Origin of the sequence: Marinobacter maroccanus, assembly GCF_002933275.1 — a bacterium.
Taxonomy (GTDB): Bacteria; Pseudomonadota; Gammaproteobacteria; order Pseudomonadales; family Oleiphilaceae; genus Marinobacter; species Marinobacter maroccanus.
In genome coordinates this window covers 12,968-30,568 of sequence record NZ_PSSX01000022.1, presented here as the reverse complement: position 1 = coordinate 30,568, position 17,601 = coordinate 12,968, and the positions used below count along the sequence as shown (strand labels likewise).

Here is a 17,601-nt window from a genome sequence, read left to right as displayed (position 1 = left end):
TGACCAAAACTGACCAAGACCAGAAGAGTACGCACACAAACCATGAGCGACTACAAGCACACCCTGAATCTGCCGGAAACCGCCTTCCCCATGCGCGGCAACCTGGCCAAGCGCGAGCCGGAAATGCTCAAGCGCTGGCAGGATCTCGACGTCTACGGCAACCTGCGCAAGCAGCGTCAAGGGCGGGAAAAGTTCATCCTCCATGATGGCCCTCCTTACGCCAACGGCAGCATTCACATTGGTCATGCGGTCAACAAGATTCTTAAGGACATGATCGTCAAGTCCCGCAGTTTCATGGGCTACGACGCGCCTTACGTGCCGGGCTGGGACTGCCATGGTCTGCCCATCGAACACAAGGTGGAGCAGGAGATTGGTAAAGCCGGTGTGAAGGTGGATTACAAGACCTTCCGCCAGGCCTGTCGCGACTACGCCACCAAGCAGATCGCCGGTCAGAAAACCGATTTTATCCGTCTGGGCGTCATGGGAGAGTGGGACAAGCCCTACCTGACCATGGATCCCAAGGTTGAGGCGGGTATTGTTCGTGCCCTCGGCAAGATCGTCGCCAAGGGCCATCTGGTACGTGGTTACAAGCCGGTTTACTGGAGTGTGGTGGGTCAGTCCGCACTGGCAGAAGCCGAGGTTGAATACCAGGACAAGACCTCTACCCAGATCGATGTGCGCTTTACCGCGGTTGATCAGGCAAAAGCCCTGTCACTGCTCGGCACCGAAAAAGGCAGTGGCGATGTGTCCGTGGTTATCTGGACCACCACTCCCTGGACCATCCCGGCCAACCAGGCGGTTTCGCTGAATGCGGAGCTGGACTACGCGTTGGTGCAGACCGATGTCGGGCAGGGACCTGAGCGCATGATTCTGGCCGCCGACATGGTGGAAGGCATCATGGCGCGCTGGCAGGTCGAGAGCTACGAAGTGTTGGCAACCTGCTCCGGCGCTGCCCTGGAAAACCTGGTTCTCCAGCATCCGATCTACGACAAGCAGGTGCCGGTGATCCTGGGTGATCACGTGTCCACCGACGCCGGTACCGGCGCTGTTCATACCGCGCCCGATCACGGTATGGAAGACTTTGAGGTGGGCAAGGCCTACAACATCGGCACCATCAATCTGGTTCAGGCGGATGGCACCTACACCTCGGCCGCCGGTGAGCTGGCAGGCGTGCATGTTTACAAGGCGGATGAGCCGGTTTGCAGTGCGCTCGAGCGCGAGGGCAAACTGGTCCGCTCCGAGAAATTCCGCCACAGCTATCCCCATTGCTGGCGCACCAAGACCCCGCTGATCTACCGGGCCACGCCCCAGTGGTTTATCAGCATGGACAAGGAAAACCTGCGCGCTTATGCCCTTGAAGCGATAAAAGGTGTGCGTTGGGTGCCTGCCTGGGGCCAGAATCGCATCGAGGCCATGTTCAACCAGTCGCCGGACTGGTGCATCTCCCGACAGCGGACCTGGGGCGTGCCCATCACCCTGTTTATCCATAAGGAAACCCAGGAGCTGCACCCGGACACCCAGAACCTGATCGAGAAAGTGGCCCAGCAGATCGAAGAGGGCGGTATCGACGCCTGGTACGAGCTGGATGCGGCCTCCCTGTTGGGCAGTGATGCCGAGCAGTATGAAAAGGTAACGGATACTCTGGATGTCTGGTTCGATTCCGGTGTAACCCACGAGTCGGTCCTGCGGGTTCGCGAGGAACTGGGGCAGTTCCCGGCGGATATGTACCTGGAAGGGTCTGACCAGCACCGTGGCTGGTTCCAGTCGTCCCTGAAAACGTCCATCGCCATGAATGGCGTGGCACCGTACAAGCAGGTTCTGACCCACGGCTTTACCGTCGATGGCAAGGGCCACAAGATGTCCAAATCCCTGGGCAACGTGATCGCGCCCCAGGAAGTCATGAACGAGCTGGGCGCGGACATCCTGCGCCTGTGGGTGGCCGCAACCGACTACAGCGGCGAAATGACCGTGTCCAAGGACATCCTGCGCCAGACCGCCGATGGTTACCGCCGGATCCGGAATACCTCCCGCTTCCTGCTGAGCAACCTGACTGGATTCGATCCGGAGCAGCACATGGTGGCGCCGAAGGACATGATAGCGCTGGATCGCTGGATGGTGGACCGTGCCCTGCAATTGCAGGAAGAGCTCCATGAGGACTACGGCAACTACGCCTTCCTGCGGATTTACCAGAAGGTGTACAACTTCTGTGAAGCCACTCTGGGTGGTTTCTATCTGGATATTATCAAGGATCGCCAGTACACCACCCAGGCTGACAGTCTGGCGCGGCGTTCCTGCCAGACGGCTCTGTACCACGTGGCCGAAGCGCTGGTTCGCTGGATCGCCCCGATCCTCAGCTTCACTGCAGATGAAATCTGGCAGCACCTGCCCGGCAAGCGCAGCGATACCGTGTTCTATGAAACCTGGTATGAAGGCCTTACCGCGTTGCCGGATAACGCCGAGCTTGGTCGCGACTACTGGCGCGAGATGTACAGTGTGAAAGAGGCCGTCAACAAGTGCCTGGAGGAAGCCAGGGCCCGGGGTGAAATCAAAGGCTCACTCAGCGCCGAAGTCACCCTGTTCTGTGAAGGCGACCTCGCTGCCGACCTGAAGCACCTGGGTGAGGAACTGCGGTTTGTCCTGATTACCTCCGAGGCCAGCGTTAAGCCAGTTTCAGAAGCTGGAGATGCGGAAATGACTTCCCACGAGGGTCTTCGGGTCAAGGTGGCACCGGCTGCCCATACCAAGTGTGAGCGTTGCTGGCACCACCGGGAAGACGTCGGCCGCAATGCCAAGTACGACGATCTTTGTGGTCGCTGTGTGACCAACGTGGAAGGGCCCGGCGAAGCCCGCGCCTACGCCTGATGGACGCGACCATGGCTGAGCAGGTCACCGGGAGCAAACTGAAGTGGCTTTGGCTGGCGGTGCTGGTGATCGTTCTGGATCTCGGCACCAAAGCCATGGCCACCGCCATGCTGACCTACGGCGACCCGGTTCCAGTGATTCCGATGTTCAACCTGACGCTGCTTCACAACACCGGGGCGGCGTTCAGCTTTCTGGCCGAAGCGGCCGGCTGGCAGCGGTGGTTTTTCGTAACTCTGGCCCTTGTGGTCAGCGTGGTACTGATCTACTGGCTGAAAAACCTTCAGCGCCATGAAACCTGGACGGCCATTGCCATCGTACTCATACTCGGCGGCGCCCTGGGCAACGTCTACGATCGGGTGGTGCACGGCTACGTGGTCGACTTCCTGCACTTCTACTGGCAGGACTGGCACTTTCCCGCTTTTAACCTGGCTGACACCGCGATCACCATCGGTGCCGCCATGATGATTCTTGATATGTTCCGCAAACCCGCCGACTCGGATGGGGACGCGCAAAGGAGTGAGTAACTCTTATGAATGAACTGCCTGTCGACAAGGGTACCCGGGTAAAACTGCATTTCGCCCTCAAATTCCCTGATGGCGAAGTGATTGATTCGACCTTTGAGAAAGAACCGGCTTCCCTGGAAATCGGTGACGACAATCTGCCGGAAAACTTTGAAGCCTATCTGATGGGCATGAAGGCGGGCGACAAGGACAGTTTCCAGGTGCCGCCCGAGAAAGCCTTTGGTCAGCACAACCCGAATAACGTGCAGACCTTCAAGCGCCACGAGTTCAGCCCTGATATGGTGCTGGAGCCCGGTGTGATGATCTCCTTCGCCGATGCGCGCCAGAGCGAGTTACCCGGTGTTGTCAGCCGTGTAGAAGGTGACGAAGTGGAGGTGGATTTCAATCACCCCCTGGCAGGGCGTACACTGACCTTTGAAGTAGAAATCATTGATGTGGAGCCGGTCGGCCCGGCCCACTAACCAGAGCAGCAGGTTGATATGCAGATCCGACTCGCCAATCCCCGAGGTTTTTGTGCCGGCGTGGACCGCGCCATTGAAATTGTAAACCGGGCGCTGGACGTGTTCGGAGCGCCCATCTACGTAAGGCACGAGGTGGTCCACAATAAATTTGTGGTGGATAACCTCCGCAACCGTGGCGCCATTTTCGTGGACGAGCTGGATGAAGTGCCGGACGACAAACTGGTTATCTTCAGCGCCCACGGCGTTTCCCAGGCCGTCCAGAGCGAAGCGGCCCGCCGCGGTCTGAAAGTCTTCGACGCCACTTGCCCGCTGGTCACCAAGGTCCACCTGGAAGTCATGCGCTACAGCCGCGACGGTCGGGAATGCGTGCTGATCGGCCACCACGGCCACCCGGAAGTGGAAGGCACCATGGGACAGTACGACCACAGCAATGGTGGCGAGATTTACCTCGTGGAAAACGAGGAAGACGTGGCCAACCTTGAAGTGAAAGACCCGGCAAAGCTTTCCTACGTGACCCAGACCACCCTGTCCATGGACGATACCGCCCGGGTCATCGACGCCCTCCGTGCGAAATTCCCGGAGATCCAGGGGCCGCGCAAAGATGATATCTGCTACGCCACCCAGAACCGCCAGGACGCCGTGAAGCAGCTGGCTGGCGACTGTGATCTGATGCTGGTGGTTGGCTCGCCGAACAGCTCCAACTCAAATCGCTTGCGCGAGCTGGCGGAGCGCATGGGCACACCGGCCTATCTGATTGATGAGGCCTCCCAGATCGACGCCACATGGCTGGAAGGGAAGACCTCGGTTGGCGTTACCGCCGGCGCCTCGGCACCTGAAGTGCTGGTCAATGATGTGATTGCCCGCCTCAGGGATCTGGGTGGCAGCGTTCCGGAGGAGATTGCCGGGCGTGAGGAGAATATTGTGTTTTCTATGCCGCGTGAACTCAGAATCGATGCAGTAGATCTTAGCTGAACTCTCCAGCATCGATTCCGAGTTGGCACTGCTACCAGCAATTAGCTATCGCTGCCCCCCGATTGCCCTGCTCATCCAGCGTTAACGTGCCACAATGGTCATTGGCTTGCGCGGCGGTAGGTACTGCTTGAAGAGTGTACGTATCCCTAGTCGCGTTCCCAACGAAACTTATGTTGTAGAAGGCCGTTCCATCCTGGGGTGATTGGGTAAAGGGAAGCGCAGGATTGGCACCAGCGTCCCGGTAATCGAATCCGTTCGAGTAACGTCGTTCCATCCACTGGCTCAGTTCCAGCAGGTCGGCTTGGGCCGTGGTGCGCCGGGTTTGCTCTACTTGGTTTTGATACAGTGGAAACGCGATGACTGCAATAATGCCGATAATCGCGACGACGATCACCAGCTCAATAAGTGTGAAACCTCGATTTGCGCTGGGTGAAATTGATCTGACATCCTGAATTCGTTGCATTAACAAGCCTCGTTCAATCGAAATAAAATCGTCAATCTCGGGACCGAATTGAGATGATGCGTAGCGTTTTCCCCTTGGCCTCAGGATCCACCTCAAAATAGATCTTTAGCCCTTCATCCAGCTCCTTAACCAATCTCTCTCTGGACCAGAACGCGCCGTTGAACCTCACTACAGCGGCGAGCTCAGCAAGCTGGTCGTCAATAACCACTGCTCGCCCATCTTCCGACACTCGGTTTACCACCCCGGCCAGTTCGCCGAGATTACTCTCGCCAGCGCCGACTACGACAGGGGTTTGAATCGTCCTCTCAGCAATGGAAGGCCCAGCGAAAAAGAGGGAGGCCAGAGTCATTGACAGCACCAATACGAATTTGCTGTGTTTGGATTCTGAATCACGCATAGCAATTACCTTTAAGTTAGATGGGCAGCTCCTAGCGGAGCTGCTCCCAGGTTTGCCTACCAATGTTGTTTTCCAAGGCCTTGCCACAGAGTGCTGTCTTGCAGGGATCACCGCTGTCGATCTTGTTGGGATCAGTGATGAATGCTTCTGTATCGCCCTCGGTTATAGTCCGGACCTCGGCGCCTTGGCCAATATTGATGCCGCTGGGAGCGTCGCCGCCGCCACCGCCGCCGCCGCCGCCGCCACCGCCGCCGGAACCGCCGCCTGAACCACCGGAACCACCAGAGCCGACTAGATCTCCCGTAGTGAACTCGCCATCACTGTCCAGATCGAAGACTGGATCAGTCGGAGCCGCGCCGGAAATGAGATTAAGATCCATAATGAAGCCGGTCCGGCCACTCCCGCAAGGGTTTGAATCTGGTATCAAGGTGCTGAATCGAACCCGATCCGGGAAAATGCCGAACGGATAACTGGATCGACTGACTACTCGTTCACCCGTTTTCTGAGAGTTGTAGATTAGGTCGAGATACCAGCCTTGCTCGGATGTCAGCACGTTACTGGAGGTTTCCCGAACGATATAGCTGTTGTTGCCCGTTCCATCAGTACGAGCGACCTGCACACCGTTTTGGGAGGTAATGGTTTGTTCAAGTAAGTCGCCGCGATCAAGCCCAGACTGATTGAGATCGTCCCTGATTGCGTAAAGGCTCTGAATCTGGTCTGTTGTATCATCGCCGGTTTGTATAAAACTGCCCGTTCCGAAGGTAAGTATCAGTTCGTCAAGATCAGACGGATTTACGGTCAGGCGAGGCGCTGAGGTAATAGGTTGAGGAGTTCCGGATTGATCAGTAGCTGTGAACAGCTTCGTAACCGACCAGGAACTGACTTGCTTCTCAACGAAGCTGAATCGCCAGATGTTACCTTTTAGGTCGCCGGCATAGGCATACTGGGAAATGGCGCCGCCGTCGGGAAAGCTGGTCAGGACCGGTGCCGCAAGGCCGTTCGAATTGCCGCTCCCACCTACACCGGTCTCAAACTGCTTGAGAAGCGCTCCATCCGAAAGGCGAACGACGAATAGGCTGGCAGAATCATCAGTACCGTTGTAGCCATTGCCGAATACAGCCGCCCACTCGCCGTTGGGAAGGCGTGCTATTTCAGCATTACTGACGCCATACCCCAAGTCTGGATGACTGAATTCCCAAAGGACGCTATTTTCGGTGACAGCGGTTGGGTCCGTGATATCAATGGCGAAGACACTGCGTCCACCGGCACCCATAGTCCCTACCAAGATTGTTCTCCATTGGCTTGAGCCATTGATGTCAACGTAGGCATCGAGGGCCGTCGGCGTACCATCTACGAAGTAGCGGTGGTCGTAATCCGATTCGATAAGGGAGGAAATTTGTGCATGGGTTTTGCCGGGTCCCGGGCGTAGGAGCTCACCCGGCATGAACGCAAACAACTCGTCACCGGTTTCACTGTCGAAAGCATGCAGCATGCCGTCGTTTGCAGCGACATACAGTGCTTTGGTTCGGCTTTGATAGTCTGTAGAGGAACGGAACGCCCCATAACTTGTACCCTCATTGCCAGGTAAGCGACGGAATCCATAGTTGGGGTTGCCGACGAAGAGCGGATTTGCGTTCACGATATCGCCGAGCAAGCGGCGGACCGTTGTGCCGGATTCGTTAGTGAAGCTGCGATCTCTGAAAGTCGGGTGAACGTTGGCGGCACCTCGAAGCCAGCTGATCCTGTCGCTGCCAAGGTTGTCTAGCTGGCCGGGGTTCTCTGGGTCTGCATTCAGCGCCGTGATCTGAGCTGCGGAAAGATCCTGAATGTCCTTGAGCGCAACTGCCTTACTGCCGTTAAAAGTAAAGATGTTACGGTTGGCTGGCAGAGTCTGGCGCAACTGTTCTTCAGCATCCCAAATCTGAGATCCTGAATCGAAGTTGAAGCCGATTAAGGTGCCTGACCAATCCTCGCTGCGGAAGCCTGCGAAGAAGCCAGCGGAATCGGTTCTCAGTACCGCAGAGCTCACCGCAGCAGCGGATGATGAGGTTTCTGCTCGTGCGATTACCGTGTCAAGAAACCCGGAGATTTCTCGTGAAAACTCATCCGGATTCTGGGCGCTAGCGAATCCTCCACGTCCATTAACCGCTGCGTGGAGCAAATCATCAATGTTCTGTGAGCCTGCATCCGAAAAGGGTTGCGGCCAATTGATGGTGTTTCCATTGCTAATTGCAGCAAAGGCATCTGACTCGCTGACGGAGCCCTCGACACCCAACCCGATGGTGAAAGTCGTCATGTGCTGCCAAAACGCCTCATCAATCCCTGCCGTCGGCACCTTATCGTCCAGATCGGGGCGGAGGTCGTTTTTCCAGTACTCCATGGCAACGTCTGCCAGAGTGTTAGAGTGACCATCGCTGAATGGGGACACGGCTTTATAGTCGAAATCGCTCCCGGTGGGGTCTGGATTGGTATGGGAAGGCCCAGGTGTCCCGTCGGAGTTTCCGACAGAGGGGTTGCTTCCGTTCCAGATGCCGTCCGTCATCAAAATGGCGTAGCTCGGACGACATTCCACATGCGAGTTGGTGTCGTTGGTACCTGGTGTATTCCCCCAGGGGCCGGGGTTGTCTGTTCGCGAGTAGTATGTGCCAACATCTTTCAGAGCCGTCCGCAGCGGTGTTCCACCCGATACGTTCTTGGTTTGCAGCCAATCCAGGAATTGTTCCCGGCGGTTTGTGTTAAACGGCCGAACGCCACTGATGAGTGTGTCACCTGTAACTCCATCAATAGTGTTGTTGTTGGAGTTTATTGCACCGTATCCAACCCGGATATTCTCGGGGAGATCAAAGAAGGCCTCACTGATACCGGCACGTGATGCAAAGTATCGGAGCCGGTAATACGAAAACCAGTTTGCAAAGTTCTGTTGTTGTTCAGCGCTTTCGTTCGCCAGGAAAACCAGAGAGTAGCAACTGTTGTCCTTTGGGTTGGTATCGCACGAGGCGGATGAATTGAACTGGTAGTAAAAAGCGCCATTGCGAAAATCGAAACGTGATGTCTGGTACCTGTTGGCCAAGTCGATCGAACCGGATTGGGAGTACCCATCGACCCAGGCACTACTGAAGTTCGAATCCGGCCGTCGACCAGTTCCGTTCGGTTTGAACGGTGGACGGTAGGTTATGTCGGGATCGTAATAGACGGTATTGACTGCGCTACTGTAATACCAGTAGTTCCGAATGTTAATGGATCGGAAGTTACCGTTCCCATCGCGGTAGGTAAATGGGCCATTGTTATCGATGTAAAGCCCCAAGTCGGAACCGACACTGTCAGGCATATATTCCCAGCCCATCGACCCAGAATCATCGAACACGAAAACCAGGTTCGGGTCCACGGATTCTTTGAGAAAAACCGGCGCGGAAGCAAGGTTCACATTGGCGACGGCGGCATTCATTGTCCCCGCGGACAGAGCAAAGGCCAGAGCGGCATGTCCAATCTTGCTCACGCGCCTGGAAAAACGAGGGCTGGTAATTTTCATAACATCTCCTCCTGTTGGGAGAAATAAATCAAAAAAGTGCCTATGGGTTCGCTCCCGCGAAACGGTTATTCTGGAGGCAGCAGCGCGGTTGACTGAAGAACTGTAATCGCTTCTGCGCTACCACCTTCAGCCCGGCTCGTAATCTGGAAGCGCTCAAAACACGGTTCCGTTGGATCGATAGAGCAAACATCCGCCAAACGTGCCTGGTGGTAAACTGGCTCAGAATTCACTTGTATGCCGACATTGCCATTGCCTGATGGGGCTGGGTTTGCACCATCCCAATCCCAGGCCGTTGTCAGCCTTGCGGTTACAGTCGCTGCCTGACGAGTTGCCAAGGTGTTCAGAATATCGGCCTCACCCTGTCTCAAGGCAGTTTCTGCGGCCTGAAAGGAAATTGATCCATCGTGGGCATTGCTCGCCATGCGCTCCTGCATGATCGAACCTTGCATGCCGCCGACAGCCAGCAATGAGATCAGAAGCAGCATAACCAGTGCCACGATGAGCGTGGCTCCACGCTCACGATGAGATGGGTGGTTCGCTTTGGGTGCACTGGAAAGGTTCTGGAAACTTGCCATCACATTCTCCCCCGGATCGCGGTTGTTCCGACGGACACCAGTCTCACTCGACGATCCCCGTTGTTAGCTTGCGCAACTTGGCTCCCAAGCATGTCGAAGTTCCGATTATTTGGGTTGTCCAGTACCTCATCCTGGCTCCGGGTCATTACCGAGAAACGCACACTCACGACCGTGTTCCAGTTGGCGATCTGGTCGGCAGGAAGGTAGTCGTCGGCTGCATTTGTTCCTGAGGTGTCGACGCCGTAGAGGATCTGCAGTGTTTCAACGCCTGAAACCATTTCTTGCGGTGCCTCAAGCGGCGTCAGTAGCCGACGGAACAGCGCAGGCTCCCCGTTCGTGCCCTGACCTATGTAGTAAGCGGTTGAAGTGAATTCGTAAACTCGGGTTTGAGGTTCGTATGTTAGGTTAAAGTTATTGCCGTTATTGCCCGGGTTTACGTTGCCGCCTGCCATGGTGATTGAGCTGGAGTTTGCGTTGTTGGACTTTTGGAAAAGTTCGCCCGCAGAGCAGTCTCCGAGTGTTGCGAGTACCACCCTGTTGACGGGAACTCCGGAATTGTCGATCAAGTTGATACTGTTGCCATTCTGTGGATTTGCCGCATTGACTGGTACTCCGAGCGGGGTCATCGCGTTGACCACGAGCACATCTGAATTGGTCACCACAGAACCAACAAGATTGGCTGGCAGGTTCGCGCCGACCGTACCTGATGCCCAGTTGCCCGCACCTGGTGTCGCCATCGCGCCAGCCAGAGTTACATTGTCGCCTGGTCCGGTATTATTGTACTCCCATCCTTGAAGAGCCTGAGCAAGCGGAACTGTCAGGCCGCCGTTGAGGCGGTTGTCAACAACCTGGTCCAGGGGCCTTCCCATCTCGGCCAGGCAGCCAAAACTACCCGCCGAACGAAGGTCCGGTGCCATGATGGCGGACACGAATCGTGTGCTTTCCTGGGCATGAGCCAGCCCCTGAGTCTGGCGATAGGTTTCATTTCCGCTCAGGTATATTTGGGTAACTCCGAGTGTCAGGATAAGGCCAAGGGCCGTTGCGATCAGAAGCTCAACCAAAGAAAGGCCCGATTGCGCCGAGACGAATAGCTGCCGAGTCTGGATTGATGATGAAGTGCTCAAATCTGGGTCCTCACTACAACAGGATTCATGTTCGCGTCGTTCTGGTCCCAATCAATGGTGACCGTGACAACGTTGCCGTTGACTGTAACCGCGCGAGTAGCTTCCGGCAGCAGGCAGGCCAGGCTGTTTTCCCAGGCAGCAATGTCATTGGCTGCTACCGTTGCGTTAGCGGGTACGAAGGACGTGGCACATCCACCATTGTTTGCCCCTTGTGCATCTCCCTGTGCCAGTGCGTAGTCATTCGGCGTGTCAGGATTAGCTCGAATACGGTCGAACAGATCTTCTGCCAACAGAACCGCCTGGCTCCTGCTCTGTGATTGGGTGTTCATCTGGAGAGAAACGACCTGTGTCGATGCCACGCCGAGAATGCCGATACCTAGAATGAGCACGGTAATCAGGATCTCGATCAAACCCAGTCCGCGTTGGCTAGTAATGCAAAATGGATGTTGTTGCCGTTTCAGCATCATCAGGGGTGTTACTGGGGTCACGGGCATACTCCATCTTCTATTTCAGTTCTTCCGACAGGGCTGATACGTAAGGTACGGAACGTTATGTCGCCGGAGGCGCACCCATTCGGGGCTACTGTGAAGGTCTGGGCATTTTGGGGAACTAAAAAGCCACGCCTGTCGAAGACCAAGTCGCCAGTTGTCTCTGTAAAGGTGAGGTCATCTGGGGCTTCGAAGCGGCGGATCTGATCGTTGGCACAGTCACCCCCCGCATCGCCGGCATGCACGCACCATCCCGTCTCAAGTCCGCCATCGGTACTAAATGTGACATTAGTGCCGCGTTTGATGGCTTCTGCTCGTGCAAGCTTTATCGATGAGGCAAGAAGGTTAGTACCCGTCATCAGCCTGTTGCTTTCAATCAAACGACCAAAGCCCGGAATCGCGACCGTTGCAATAATCACGAGGATGACCATCGTGATCAACAGTTCGATAAGCGTAAAACCCTCATCTTTCTTCAACATGCCATGTCCTGTCAGTGAGCTCCAATCTAGTTAACCAAAGGTGTTGGTTGTATTCACTACCCGCGCGACAAGCGGTTCAAGATCTGGAATAAATGGTCTTCTGCTGGCAGTTTCGTGATGGGGATCACGTTTTCAGGTGTTAACGGATTGCTCTGGCAGGTGTTCACGGATTCGGGCAAGCAACATTCGCGCCCCAGGGAAGACGAATTTCTCCGTCGCCGTCATCGTCATGGACCACGCGAATTCTGCCCCCGATATTCAGCGCTAGATAACTCATCTGAATTCCCCCGTCGGCTTTTCGGGAGCAGGCAATCAAACTGCCCATAGTACCGTGGCTCATGGCATCCGCTGCTAGTTGAAAGTAGCCTCTTCCAGCCGTCCGGGAATATACGTTGGAGTGCCCATTGTGTAGCTTGAAGATATGGTGAACGTGGTCATTGTCGGGCCGCTTGTCGTTGTTGCGATCCGGGAAAACGGCGACTGGTAATGTCCAATCATCGGTGCATCTGCGCTTTTGCGATAGGGGGCATATAGTCGTCAACGTTTTGCTATGAACGGCATGGGATCGAGCCATGGCGAACATGCGCTGAATGTCTTGAGTAAGATCCCTATGGCGATTTGAGACCAGCAATTGTGTCCAGGAAGTGTGGGCAAGGCCTGCCAGGAGGGCAACCAGTGTTAGGGTGACGATTAGCTCTACCAGAGTAAATCCCCTGGTTATGATATAGATCTGCATGTTTTGACTTCCGTGTCGGTTTGCGAGGCGCTTTTCACTTCCTGTGAAAAGCAGGATGTTACCTTCGTGAACGTAGGCTTTATTGAGTTAAGGTCCAATCGAGGCCTGTGAAATACTATTTATTCCATACCGAGTTTTTTAAGTCGATAACGAAGCGCCCTGAAACTAATCCCGAGCCTTTTCGCGGCTGCTGTCTTATTCCACCGAGTCGCCTCTAGCGCCTTCTCGATAGCCTGTCGCTCAATTTTTTCCAGATACCCTTCCAGATCGATTTCTCCATCAGGCACAGCAATGCTCTCTCCCACGCCAGCCTGTCCTTCGGCAATAATCTGGGTTGCGGAGGCCGCATGCTGTACTCCATTCCCAAGATGAAGATCATCCGCGTCTATCTGGTCAGCGTCACACAAGGTAAAAGCTCGTTCCAATACATTCTCCAGTTCTCGAACGTTGCCAGGGAAGTCATAGCCGCTCAGCCGCTCGACTGCCGCTGACGTTAACGAGGCAGGGTCGCACTCATACTCTTTCGCGATCCGTTCAAGAATATGGTTCGAGAGCAGCGGAATATCATCCGGACGTTCTCTCAGGGGTGGGACTGCGAGTTCGATCACGTTAATCCGGTAGAAAAGATCCTGGCGAAAACTGCCCTCCTGAACCAGTTCCGGCAGGTTCTTGTGGGTGGCGCTCAATACCCGGATGTCTACAGGCACTTCCTTGGTATCGCCAACCGGTCGCACGGCTTTTTCCTGTATGGCGCGGAGCAGTTTCACCTGCATGGCCAGGGGCAGGTCTGCCACTTCATCAAGGAATAGGGTGCCGCCGTTGGCAGAGCGGAACAGGCCGTCTTTGTTCTCCACGGCCCCGGTAAAGCTGCCTTTCTTGTGGCCGAAGAATTCGCTTTCCATTAGTTCCGAGGGAATCGCACCGCAGTTAACAGCGATGAATGGTCCTTCGCGGCGGGGACCCTGCAGATGGATCATTCTGGCTACCAATTCCTTGCCGCTGCCAGACTCGCCACTGATAAACACGGGGGCTTGGCTTCGGGCCAGTTTTCGGGTCTGGTTTCGGAGTTTGCGAATTTCCGGCGACTTACCCAGTAGCAGGCCTGGCTCGTCGGCTGTATCTTCCGCGTCCGGCTTGGGCTCAGCGAGTTTGAGGGCGCTATTGACCAGTTCCCTTAGTCGGGGTAGCTCCACCGGTTTGGACACGAAATCAAAAGCCCCGGCTTTAAGCGATTCAATCGCGGTGTCCATATTGCCGTAGGCTGTAATCACGGCGACCGGCGTGGCGGGCGAATGTTTCTGAATCCACTGCACGAGTTCGATGCCGTTGCCGTCTGGCAGGTTCATGTCGGTCAGGCAGAGGTGGGTGGTGTTCTGTTCCAGCAATTTCCGGGCGCTGGTGAGGTCGGGTGCCGTGAGTGTTGTTATGCCCATCCGGGTGAGGGTGATCTCAAGCAACTCCCGGATGTCCGGTTCATCATCAACGATCAGCGCTGTGTATGTGGTCATCTTGTGTCGTCGGTTCCATGTCGTTGTTCAAGCGCCCGATATCCGCCGGCGCCGGTTCAGATCATCCGCCCCGGATGAGCAAATGTAATTCGAAAACAGCAGCCGGGTTTGTTATCTTCTACCAGCGAAAGATGGGCCTGATTAGCCTCGCATAGTTCCCGTGCCAGATAAAGCCCGAGCCCAGTTCCGGTCTTGTCTGTGGTAAAAAAGGGTTCGAACACAGAGTTTCTGTGCTCGGGTGCAATGCCTGGCCCCTGGTCACGGACATCGATATAGGCCCGTTCGCCATCTTCGGTTGCACCGGCGTGGATTCCGATCTTTCGCTGCCCGGAGTGCTGTTCACTGTAGCGTAAACCGTTGTCGCAAAGATTCACCATCACCTGTTCAATCTGGCTTTTGTCGAATCGGGCCGGCGGCAGTTGCGGATCGATTTTCAGAACGATATTCGCCGTGGTGCAGTCCTCGTCCTGCGTTTGCAGGAAGTCTTCCCGAAATTCCTGGAGCCAGGGTGCGACTTCGATCAGGTCCGCATTGGCGGCCTGGCGCCTTGAAAGATCCAGCACATTCTCGATGATGCCATTCACCCGCCGGGAGTGGCGCCGGATGATCTCCAGCATCTGACGGTCGCCGGGCTCCAGATTGGGGGATTCTTCCATGAGCTGGGCAGCGTGGCTGATGGCGCCCAGCGGATTGCGGATTTCATGGGCGATGCCGGCAGTGAGTCGACCAAGCGAGGCCAGTTTCATCTGCTGGGCCTGCTGTGTGACCTTGCTCATGTCTTCGATGAAGACGAGGATCTGGTCGCCCCGTTCCTGATCCAGTTGGGTAAAGTTGGCCTGCAGCAGTGGCGAGGTTGGTGAGGGTTGGAATGGCTCAATTCGCTGTGTAGGGTCCTTGAGCCATGCATCCAGACCCTGCTTGAGGGGTTTGGGTAACACGTTTGCGCGCTGGTTAATCGGTACCGAGGTTTTGGGTGCGCCGTATAAAAGTTCTTCGGCGGCAGCGTTGGCAACGCGGATCTGGCCGAAACGGTCCAGTACGAGTATGCCGGTACGCATGCGCTGGATAATCTGCTGATTGATCTGCTCCAATTCGGCAATGCTGCGGGCCCGGCTGCTGGCCAGAGCCTCGCTGCGCATCATTCGGCGGGAGATGCTCTGCAGGACGAAAGCCGCAGCAAAGTAGAGGATGCCCAAGGAGCCGGCCCGGACGATATCGTCGGCGGACTCACCCAGCGCCAGCACGGCCCACCCGGATATGCCCAGGGAGCAGATCGCAGCCAGAGCCGCATAGAAAGTTCCCATGCGACTCGGGGTCAGGATGTTGCCCGCCGCAACAGACACGATAACCAGGTTGGCCAGGCCGTTGGTAATGCCTGTACTGGCAAGCAGCAGGCCGTGCATGATGAGAATATCCAGCAGGATCGAAAGCGTTATATGGCGCTGGCTGGGGTGAAAGCCTGCCACCAGAAGCAGGGCAATGAAGGCATTCAGGCCCAGGTAAGCGGAGACGCCTGCCTGGTAGTAATCCAGCAGCCGGAACCGCATGTCGAAATTAACGGGATCCACAAATAACAGCGCCACCAGCATCAGGCTCACCACCAGGCGGTAGTGGTTGTAGATCCTGAACAGTTTTGCCTGCTGCTGACCGGACGGTGTCGAAGGGGCCTGGCCGAGCGCTTCGGCCGACTGTGCTGGTGTATCTGCTGCCATGATTTACAGGAATCCGCTGTTGGTCGGAAGAAATCCACGCCTATGCGGGGTTATAATAGCCTTTTCATGGCAATGAGTTACAGGAGCCGATTTATGTCCGTGTCCGGAAACCAGGCAGCGTCCGGGGTGTCTGCCAGAAAACTGCGGGTGGTGATGGCCCAGCTGGATTTTCTGGTGGGCGACATTCCTGGCAATACCGAGCTAGTTCTGGACGCAGCCCGCCGGGCATCGTCCCAGCATCAGGCGGACGTGGTGGTGTTCCCGGAGCTTTGCCTGACCGGCTATCCACCTGAAGATTTGCTCTTGCGGCCCAGCATGGAAGTTCGCGTAAATGAGGCGCTGGAAAGGCTGCAAGCAGAAAAGCTGGATCCGGTCATTGTGATTGGCGCGCCGCTGCGAAATGGAGCGCTACTGTATAACGCGGCGGTGGTCATTGACGGTGGTGAAATCACCGGTCGGTATTTCAAGCGTTTCCCGCCCAACTATCAGGTTTTCGACGAGAAGCGTTACTTCGCAGAGGGTCAGGGTGTCCTGACTCTGGATATCCGCGGCGTTCCAGTAGGTATCACCGTGTGTGAAGATCTTTGGAAGGAGGGCCCGGTAGAAGACTGTGCGGCGGCCGGCGCCCGTCTGATCCTGAATCTCAATGCGTCACCGTACGATATCGATAAGCAGGCACGTCGTAAGGCCCTGTTGGAGCGAAAGTCCCGGGAGAATCTGGTCAGTATCGTGTACGTGAATCTTGTGGGCGGCCAGGACGAACTGGTTTTCGATGGTGGCTCCATGGTGTTCGACCATTCCGGTGTGCTGACTGCAGAGGCCCCGCAGTTTGGTGAGGGCCTGTACCCGGTCGACTTCCTCTGCGAGCACCATTGCCAGCCGGTATCCCAGCCGCTGCCGGAAGAGCCGGCGTTGGAGGCCAATGTCTATAGCGCTTTGGTGACCGGTGTTCGGGATTACGTGAACAAAAACGGATTCAAGTCGGTGGTTCTGGGGCTCTCTGGCGGTATTGATTCGGCCGTGACTCTGGCAGTTGCCGTTGATGCACTGGGTAAGGAGCGCGTTCGGGCGGTGATGATGCCGTTTCGCTACACCTCCAGCATGAGCCTTGAGGATGCCGAGGCCGAGGCGGTTGCGCTGGGCGTGCAGTACGATGTGTTTTCCATTGAGCCCATGTACGACGCCTTCATGGAAACTCTGGCGGGGCCTTTCGAGGGCACCACGCCAGACACAACCGAGGAAAACCTGCAGGCGCGTCTGCGCGGGGTTTTGCTGATGTCGCTTTCCAACAAGTTCGGTTCACTGGTGCTGACTACCGGAAACAAGAGTGAGATGGCAGTGGGCTACTCAACGCTGTATGGCGATATGGCTGGCGGCTTCGATGTCCTCAAGGATGTGCCCAAAACCCTGGTATTCCGCCTGGCTAAATACCGCAACACGCTCTCGGAGGGCGAAGTCATCCCCGAGCGGGTGATCACCCGTCCTCCGTCGGCAGAGCTGGCGCCGGACCAGAAAGACGAAGACAGCCTGCCCGGTTACGATGTGCTGGATCAGATCCTGAATCTGTATGTAGAGCGGGATTTCAGTGCCGATGCGATCGTTGCCGAGGGTTTTGAGCGGGTCGATGTTGAGCGGGTAATCCGCCTGGTGGATATTAACGAGTACAAACGTCGGCAGGCGCCGATTGGTGTCCGGATTACCGAGCGAGGGTTTGGCAAGGACCGGCGTTATCCGATTACCAACGGCTGGAAGAGTGGTAAGTAGCGAAGGGGGG

Annotated in this window: 15 protein-coding genes; 5 read left to right on the top strand and 10 right to left on the bottom strand. The window is 56.1% G+C overall.

Annotation, left to right across the window (positions count from 1 at the left end):
* The first annotated feature begins 42 nt into the window (after nucleotides 1-42).
* The 4 genes from ileS to ispH are packed head-to-tail and all read left to right on the top strand — an operon-like array spanning nucleotide 43 to nucleotide 4,816.
* Nucleotides 43-2,862 (top strand): isoleucine--tRNA ligase, encoded by a 2,820-nt coding sequence (ileS, locus tag KEHDKFFH_RS17775; protein ID WP_104323150.1) that lies wholly within the window; start codon nucleotides 43-45, stop codon nucleotides 2,860-2,862.
* Nucleotides 2,862-3,386: a signal peptidase II gene (gene lspA / locus KEHDKFFH_RS17770; protein ID WP_104323149.1), complete on the top strand. Its 525-nt coding sequence runs from the start codon at nucleotides 2,862-2,864 to the stop codon at nucleotides 3,384-3,386. Before ileS ends, lspA begins: the two co-directional genes overlap by 1 nt.
* Nucleotides 3,387-3,391: 5 nt before the next feature.
* On the top strand, nucleotides 3,392-3,844 hold the full coding sequence (gene fkpB, locus KEHDKFFH_RS17765; protein WP_104323148.1) for an FKBP-type peptidyl-prolyl cis-trans isomerase: 453 nt from the start codon (nucleotides 3,392-3,394) through the stop codon (nucleotides 3,842-3,844).
* An 18-nt stretch (nucleotides 3,845-3,862) separates the two neighbouring features.
* On the top strand, nucleotides 3,863-4,816 hold the full coding sequence (gene ispH / locus KEHDKFFH_RS17760) for a 4-hydroxy-3-methylbut-2-enyl diphosphate reductase (RefSeq protein WP_104323147.1): 954 nt from the start codon (nucleotides 3,863-3,865) through the stop codon (nucleotides 4,814-4,816).
* Between the two features lie 31 nt (nucleotides 4,817-4,847).
* Here ispH and KEHDKFFH_RS17755 read toward each other — a convergent pair whose 3' ends face one another.
* The 10 genes from KEHDKFFH_RS17755 to KEHDKFFH_RS17710 form a co-directional block, all read right to left on the bottom strand.
* Nucleotides 4,848-5,279, bottom strand: coding sequence for a type IV pilin protein (locus KEHDKFFH_RS17755; RefSeq protein WP_192875804.1), 432 nt, complete (start codon nucleotides 5,277-5,279; stop codon nucleotides 4,848-4,850).
* A gap of 31 nt (nucleotides 5,280-5,310) precedes the next feature.
* On the bottom strand, nucleotides 5,311-5,676 hold the full coding sequence (locus KEHDKFFH_RS17750) for a hypothetical protein (protein ID WP_104323146.1): 366 nt from the start codon (nucleotides 5,674-5,676) through the stop codon (nucleotides 5,311-5,313).
* A 31-nt stretch (nucleotides 5,677-5,707) separates the two neighbouring features.
* Nucleotides 5,708-9,205: a pilus assembly protein gene (locus KEHDKFFH_RS20260; RefSeq protein WP_104323145.1), complete on the bottom strand. Its 3,498-nt coding sequence runs from the start codon at nucleotides 9,203-9,205 to the stop codon at nucleotides 5,708-5,710.
* Between the two features lie 65 nt (nucleotides 9,206-9,270).
* Nucleotides 9,271-9,780 carry a pilus assembly PilX family protein gene (locus KEHDKFFH_RS17740; RefSeq protein WP_104323144.1) on the bottom strand — a complete coding sequence of 170 codons (510 nt, stop codon included), beginning with the start codon at nucleotides 9,778-9,780 and terminating at the stop codon, nucleotides 9,271-9,273.
* Complete coding sequence (locus tag KEHDKFFH_RS17735; RefSeq protein ID WP_146084235.1) at nucleotides 9,780-10,904, bottom strand: PilW family protein; 1,125 nt, start codon at nucleotides 10,902-10,904, stop codon at nucleotides 9,780-9,782. Before KEHDKFFH_RS17735 ends, KEHDKFFH_RS17740 begins: the two co-directional genes overlap by 1 nt.
* Nucleotides 10,901-11,392 carry a type IV pilus modification protein PilV gene (gene pilV / locus KEHDKFFH_RS17730; protein ID WP_192875803.1) on the bottom strand — a complete coding sequence of 164 codons (492 nt, stop codon included), beginning with the start codon at nucleotides 11,390-11,392 and terminating at the stop codon, nucleotides 10,901-10,903. The genes KEHDKFFH_RS17735 and pilV overlap by 4 nt, the downstream gene beginning before the upstream one ends.
* Nucleotides 11,389-11,871: a GspH/FimT family pseudopilin gene (locus tag KEHDKFFH_RS17725; RefSeq protein WP_082905125.1), complete on the bottom strand. Its 483-nt coding sequence runs from the start codon at nucleotides 11,869-11,871 to the stop codon at nucleotides 11,389-11,391. The genes pilV and KEHDKFFH_RS17725 overlap by 4 nt, the downstream gene beginning before the upstream one ends.
* Before the next feature lie 163 nt (nucleotides 11,872-12,034).
* Complete coding sequence (locus tag KEHDKFFH_RS17720; RefSeq protein WP_104323178.1) at nucleotides 12,035-12,607, bottom strand: GspH/FimT family pseudopilin; 573 nt, start codon at nucleotides 12,605-12,607, stop codon at nucleotides 12,035-12,037.
* A gap of 119 nt (nucleotides 12,608-12,726) precedes the next feature.
* The gene (locus KEHDKFFH_RS17715) at nucleotides 12,727-14,115 is read right to left on the bottom strand and encodes a sigma-54-dependent transcriptional regulator (protein ID WP_104323142.1); all 1,389 of its coding nucleotides are present in this window, start codon (nucleotides 14,113-14,115) and stop codon (nucleotides 12,727-12,729) included.
* 56 nt (nucleotides 14,116-14,171) lie between these two features.
* A complete protein-coding gene (locus KEHDKFFH_RS17710; protein ID WP_104323141.1) occupies nucleotides 14,172-15,827 on the bottom strand; it encodes a sensor histidine kinase in 1,656 nt (551 codons plus the stop codon).
* A gap of 93 nt (nucleotides 15,828-15,920) precedes the next feature.
* On the opposite strand from KEHDKFFH_RS17710, the gene KEHDKFFH_RS17705 reads away from it, so the two are divergent.
* A complete protein-coding gene (locus tag KEHDKFFH_RS17705) occupies nucleotides 15,921-17,591 on the top strand; it encodes an NAD+ synthase (protein ID WP_104323140.1) in 1,671 nt (556 codons plus the stop codon).
* Nucleotides 17,592-17,601: the final 10 nt, after the last annotated feature.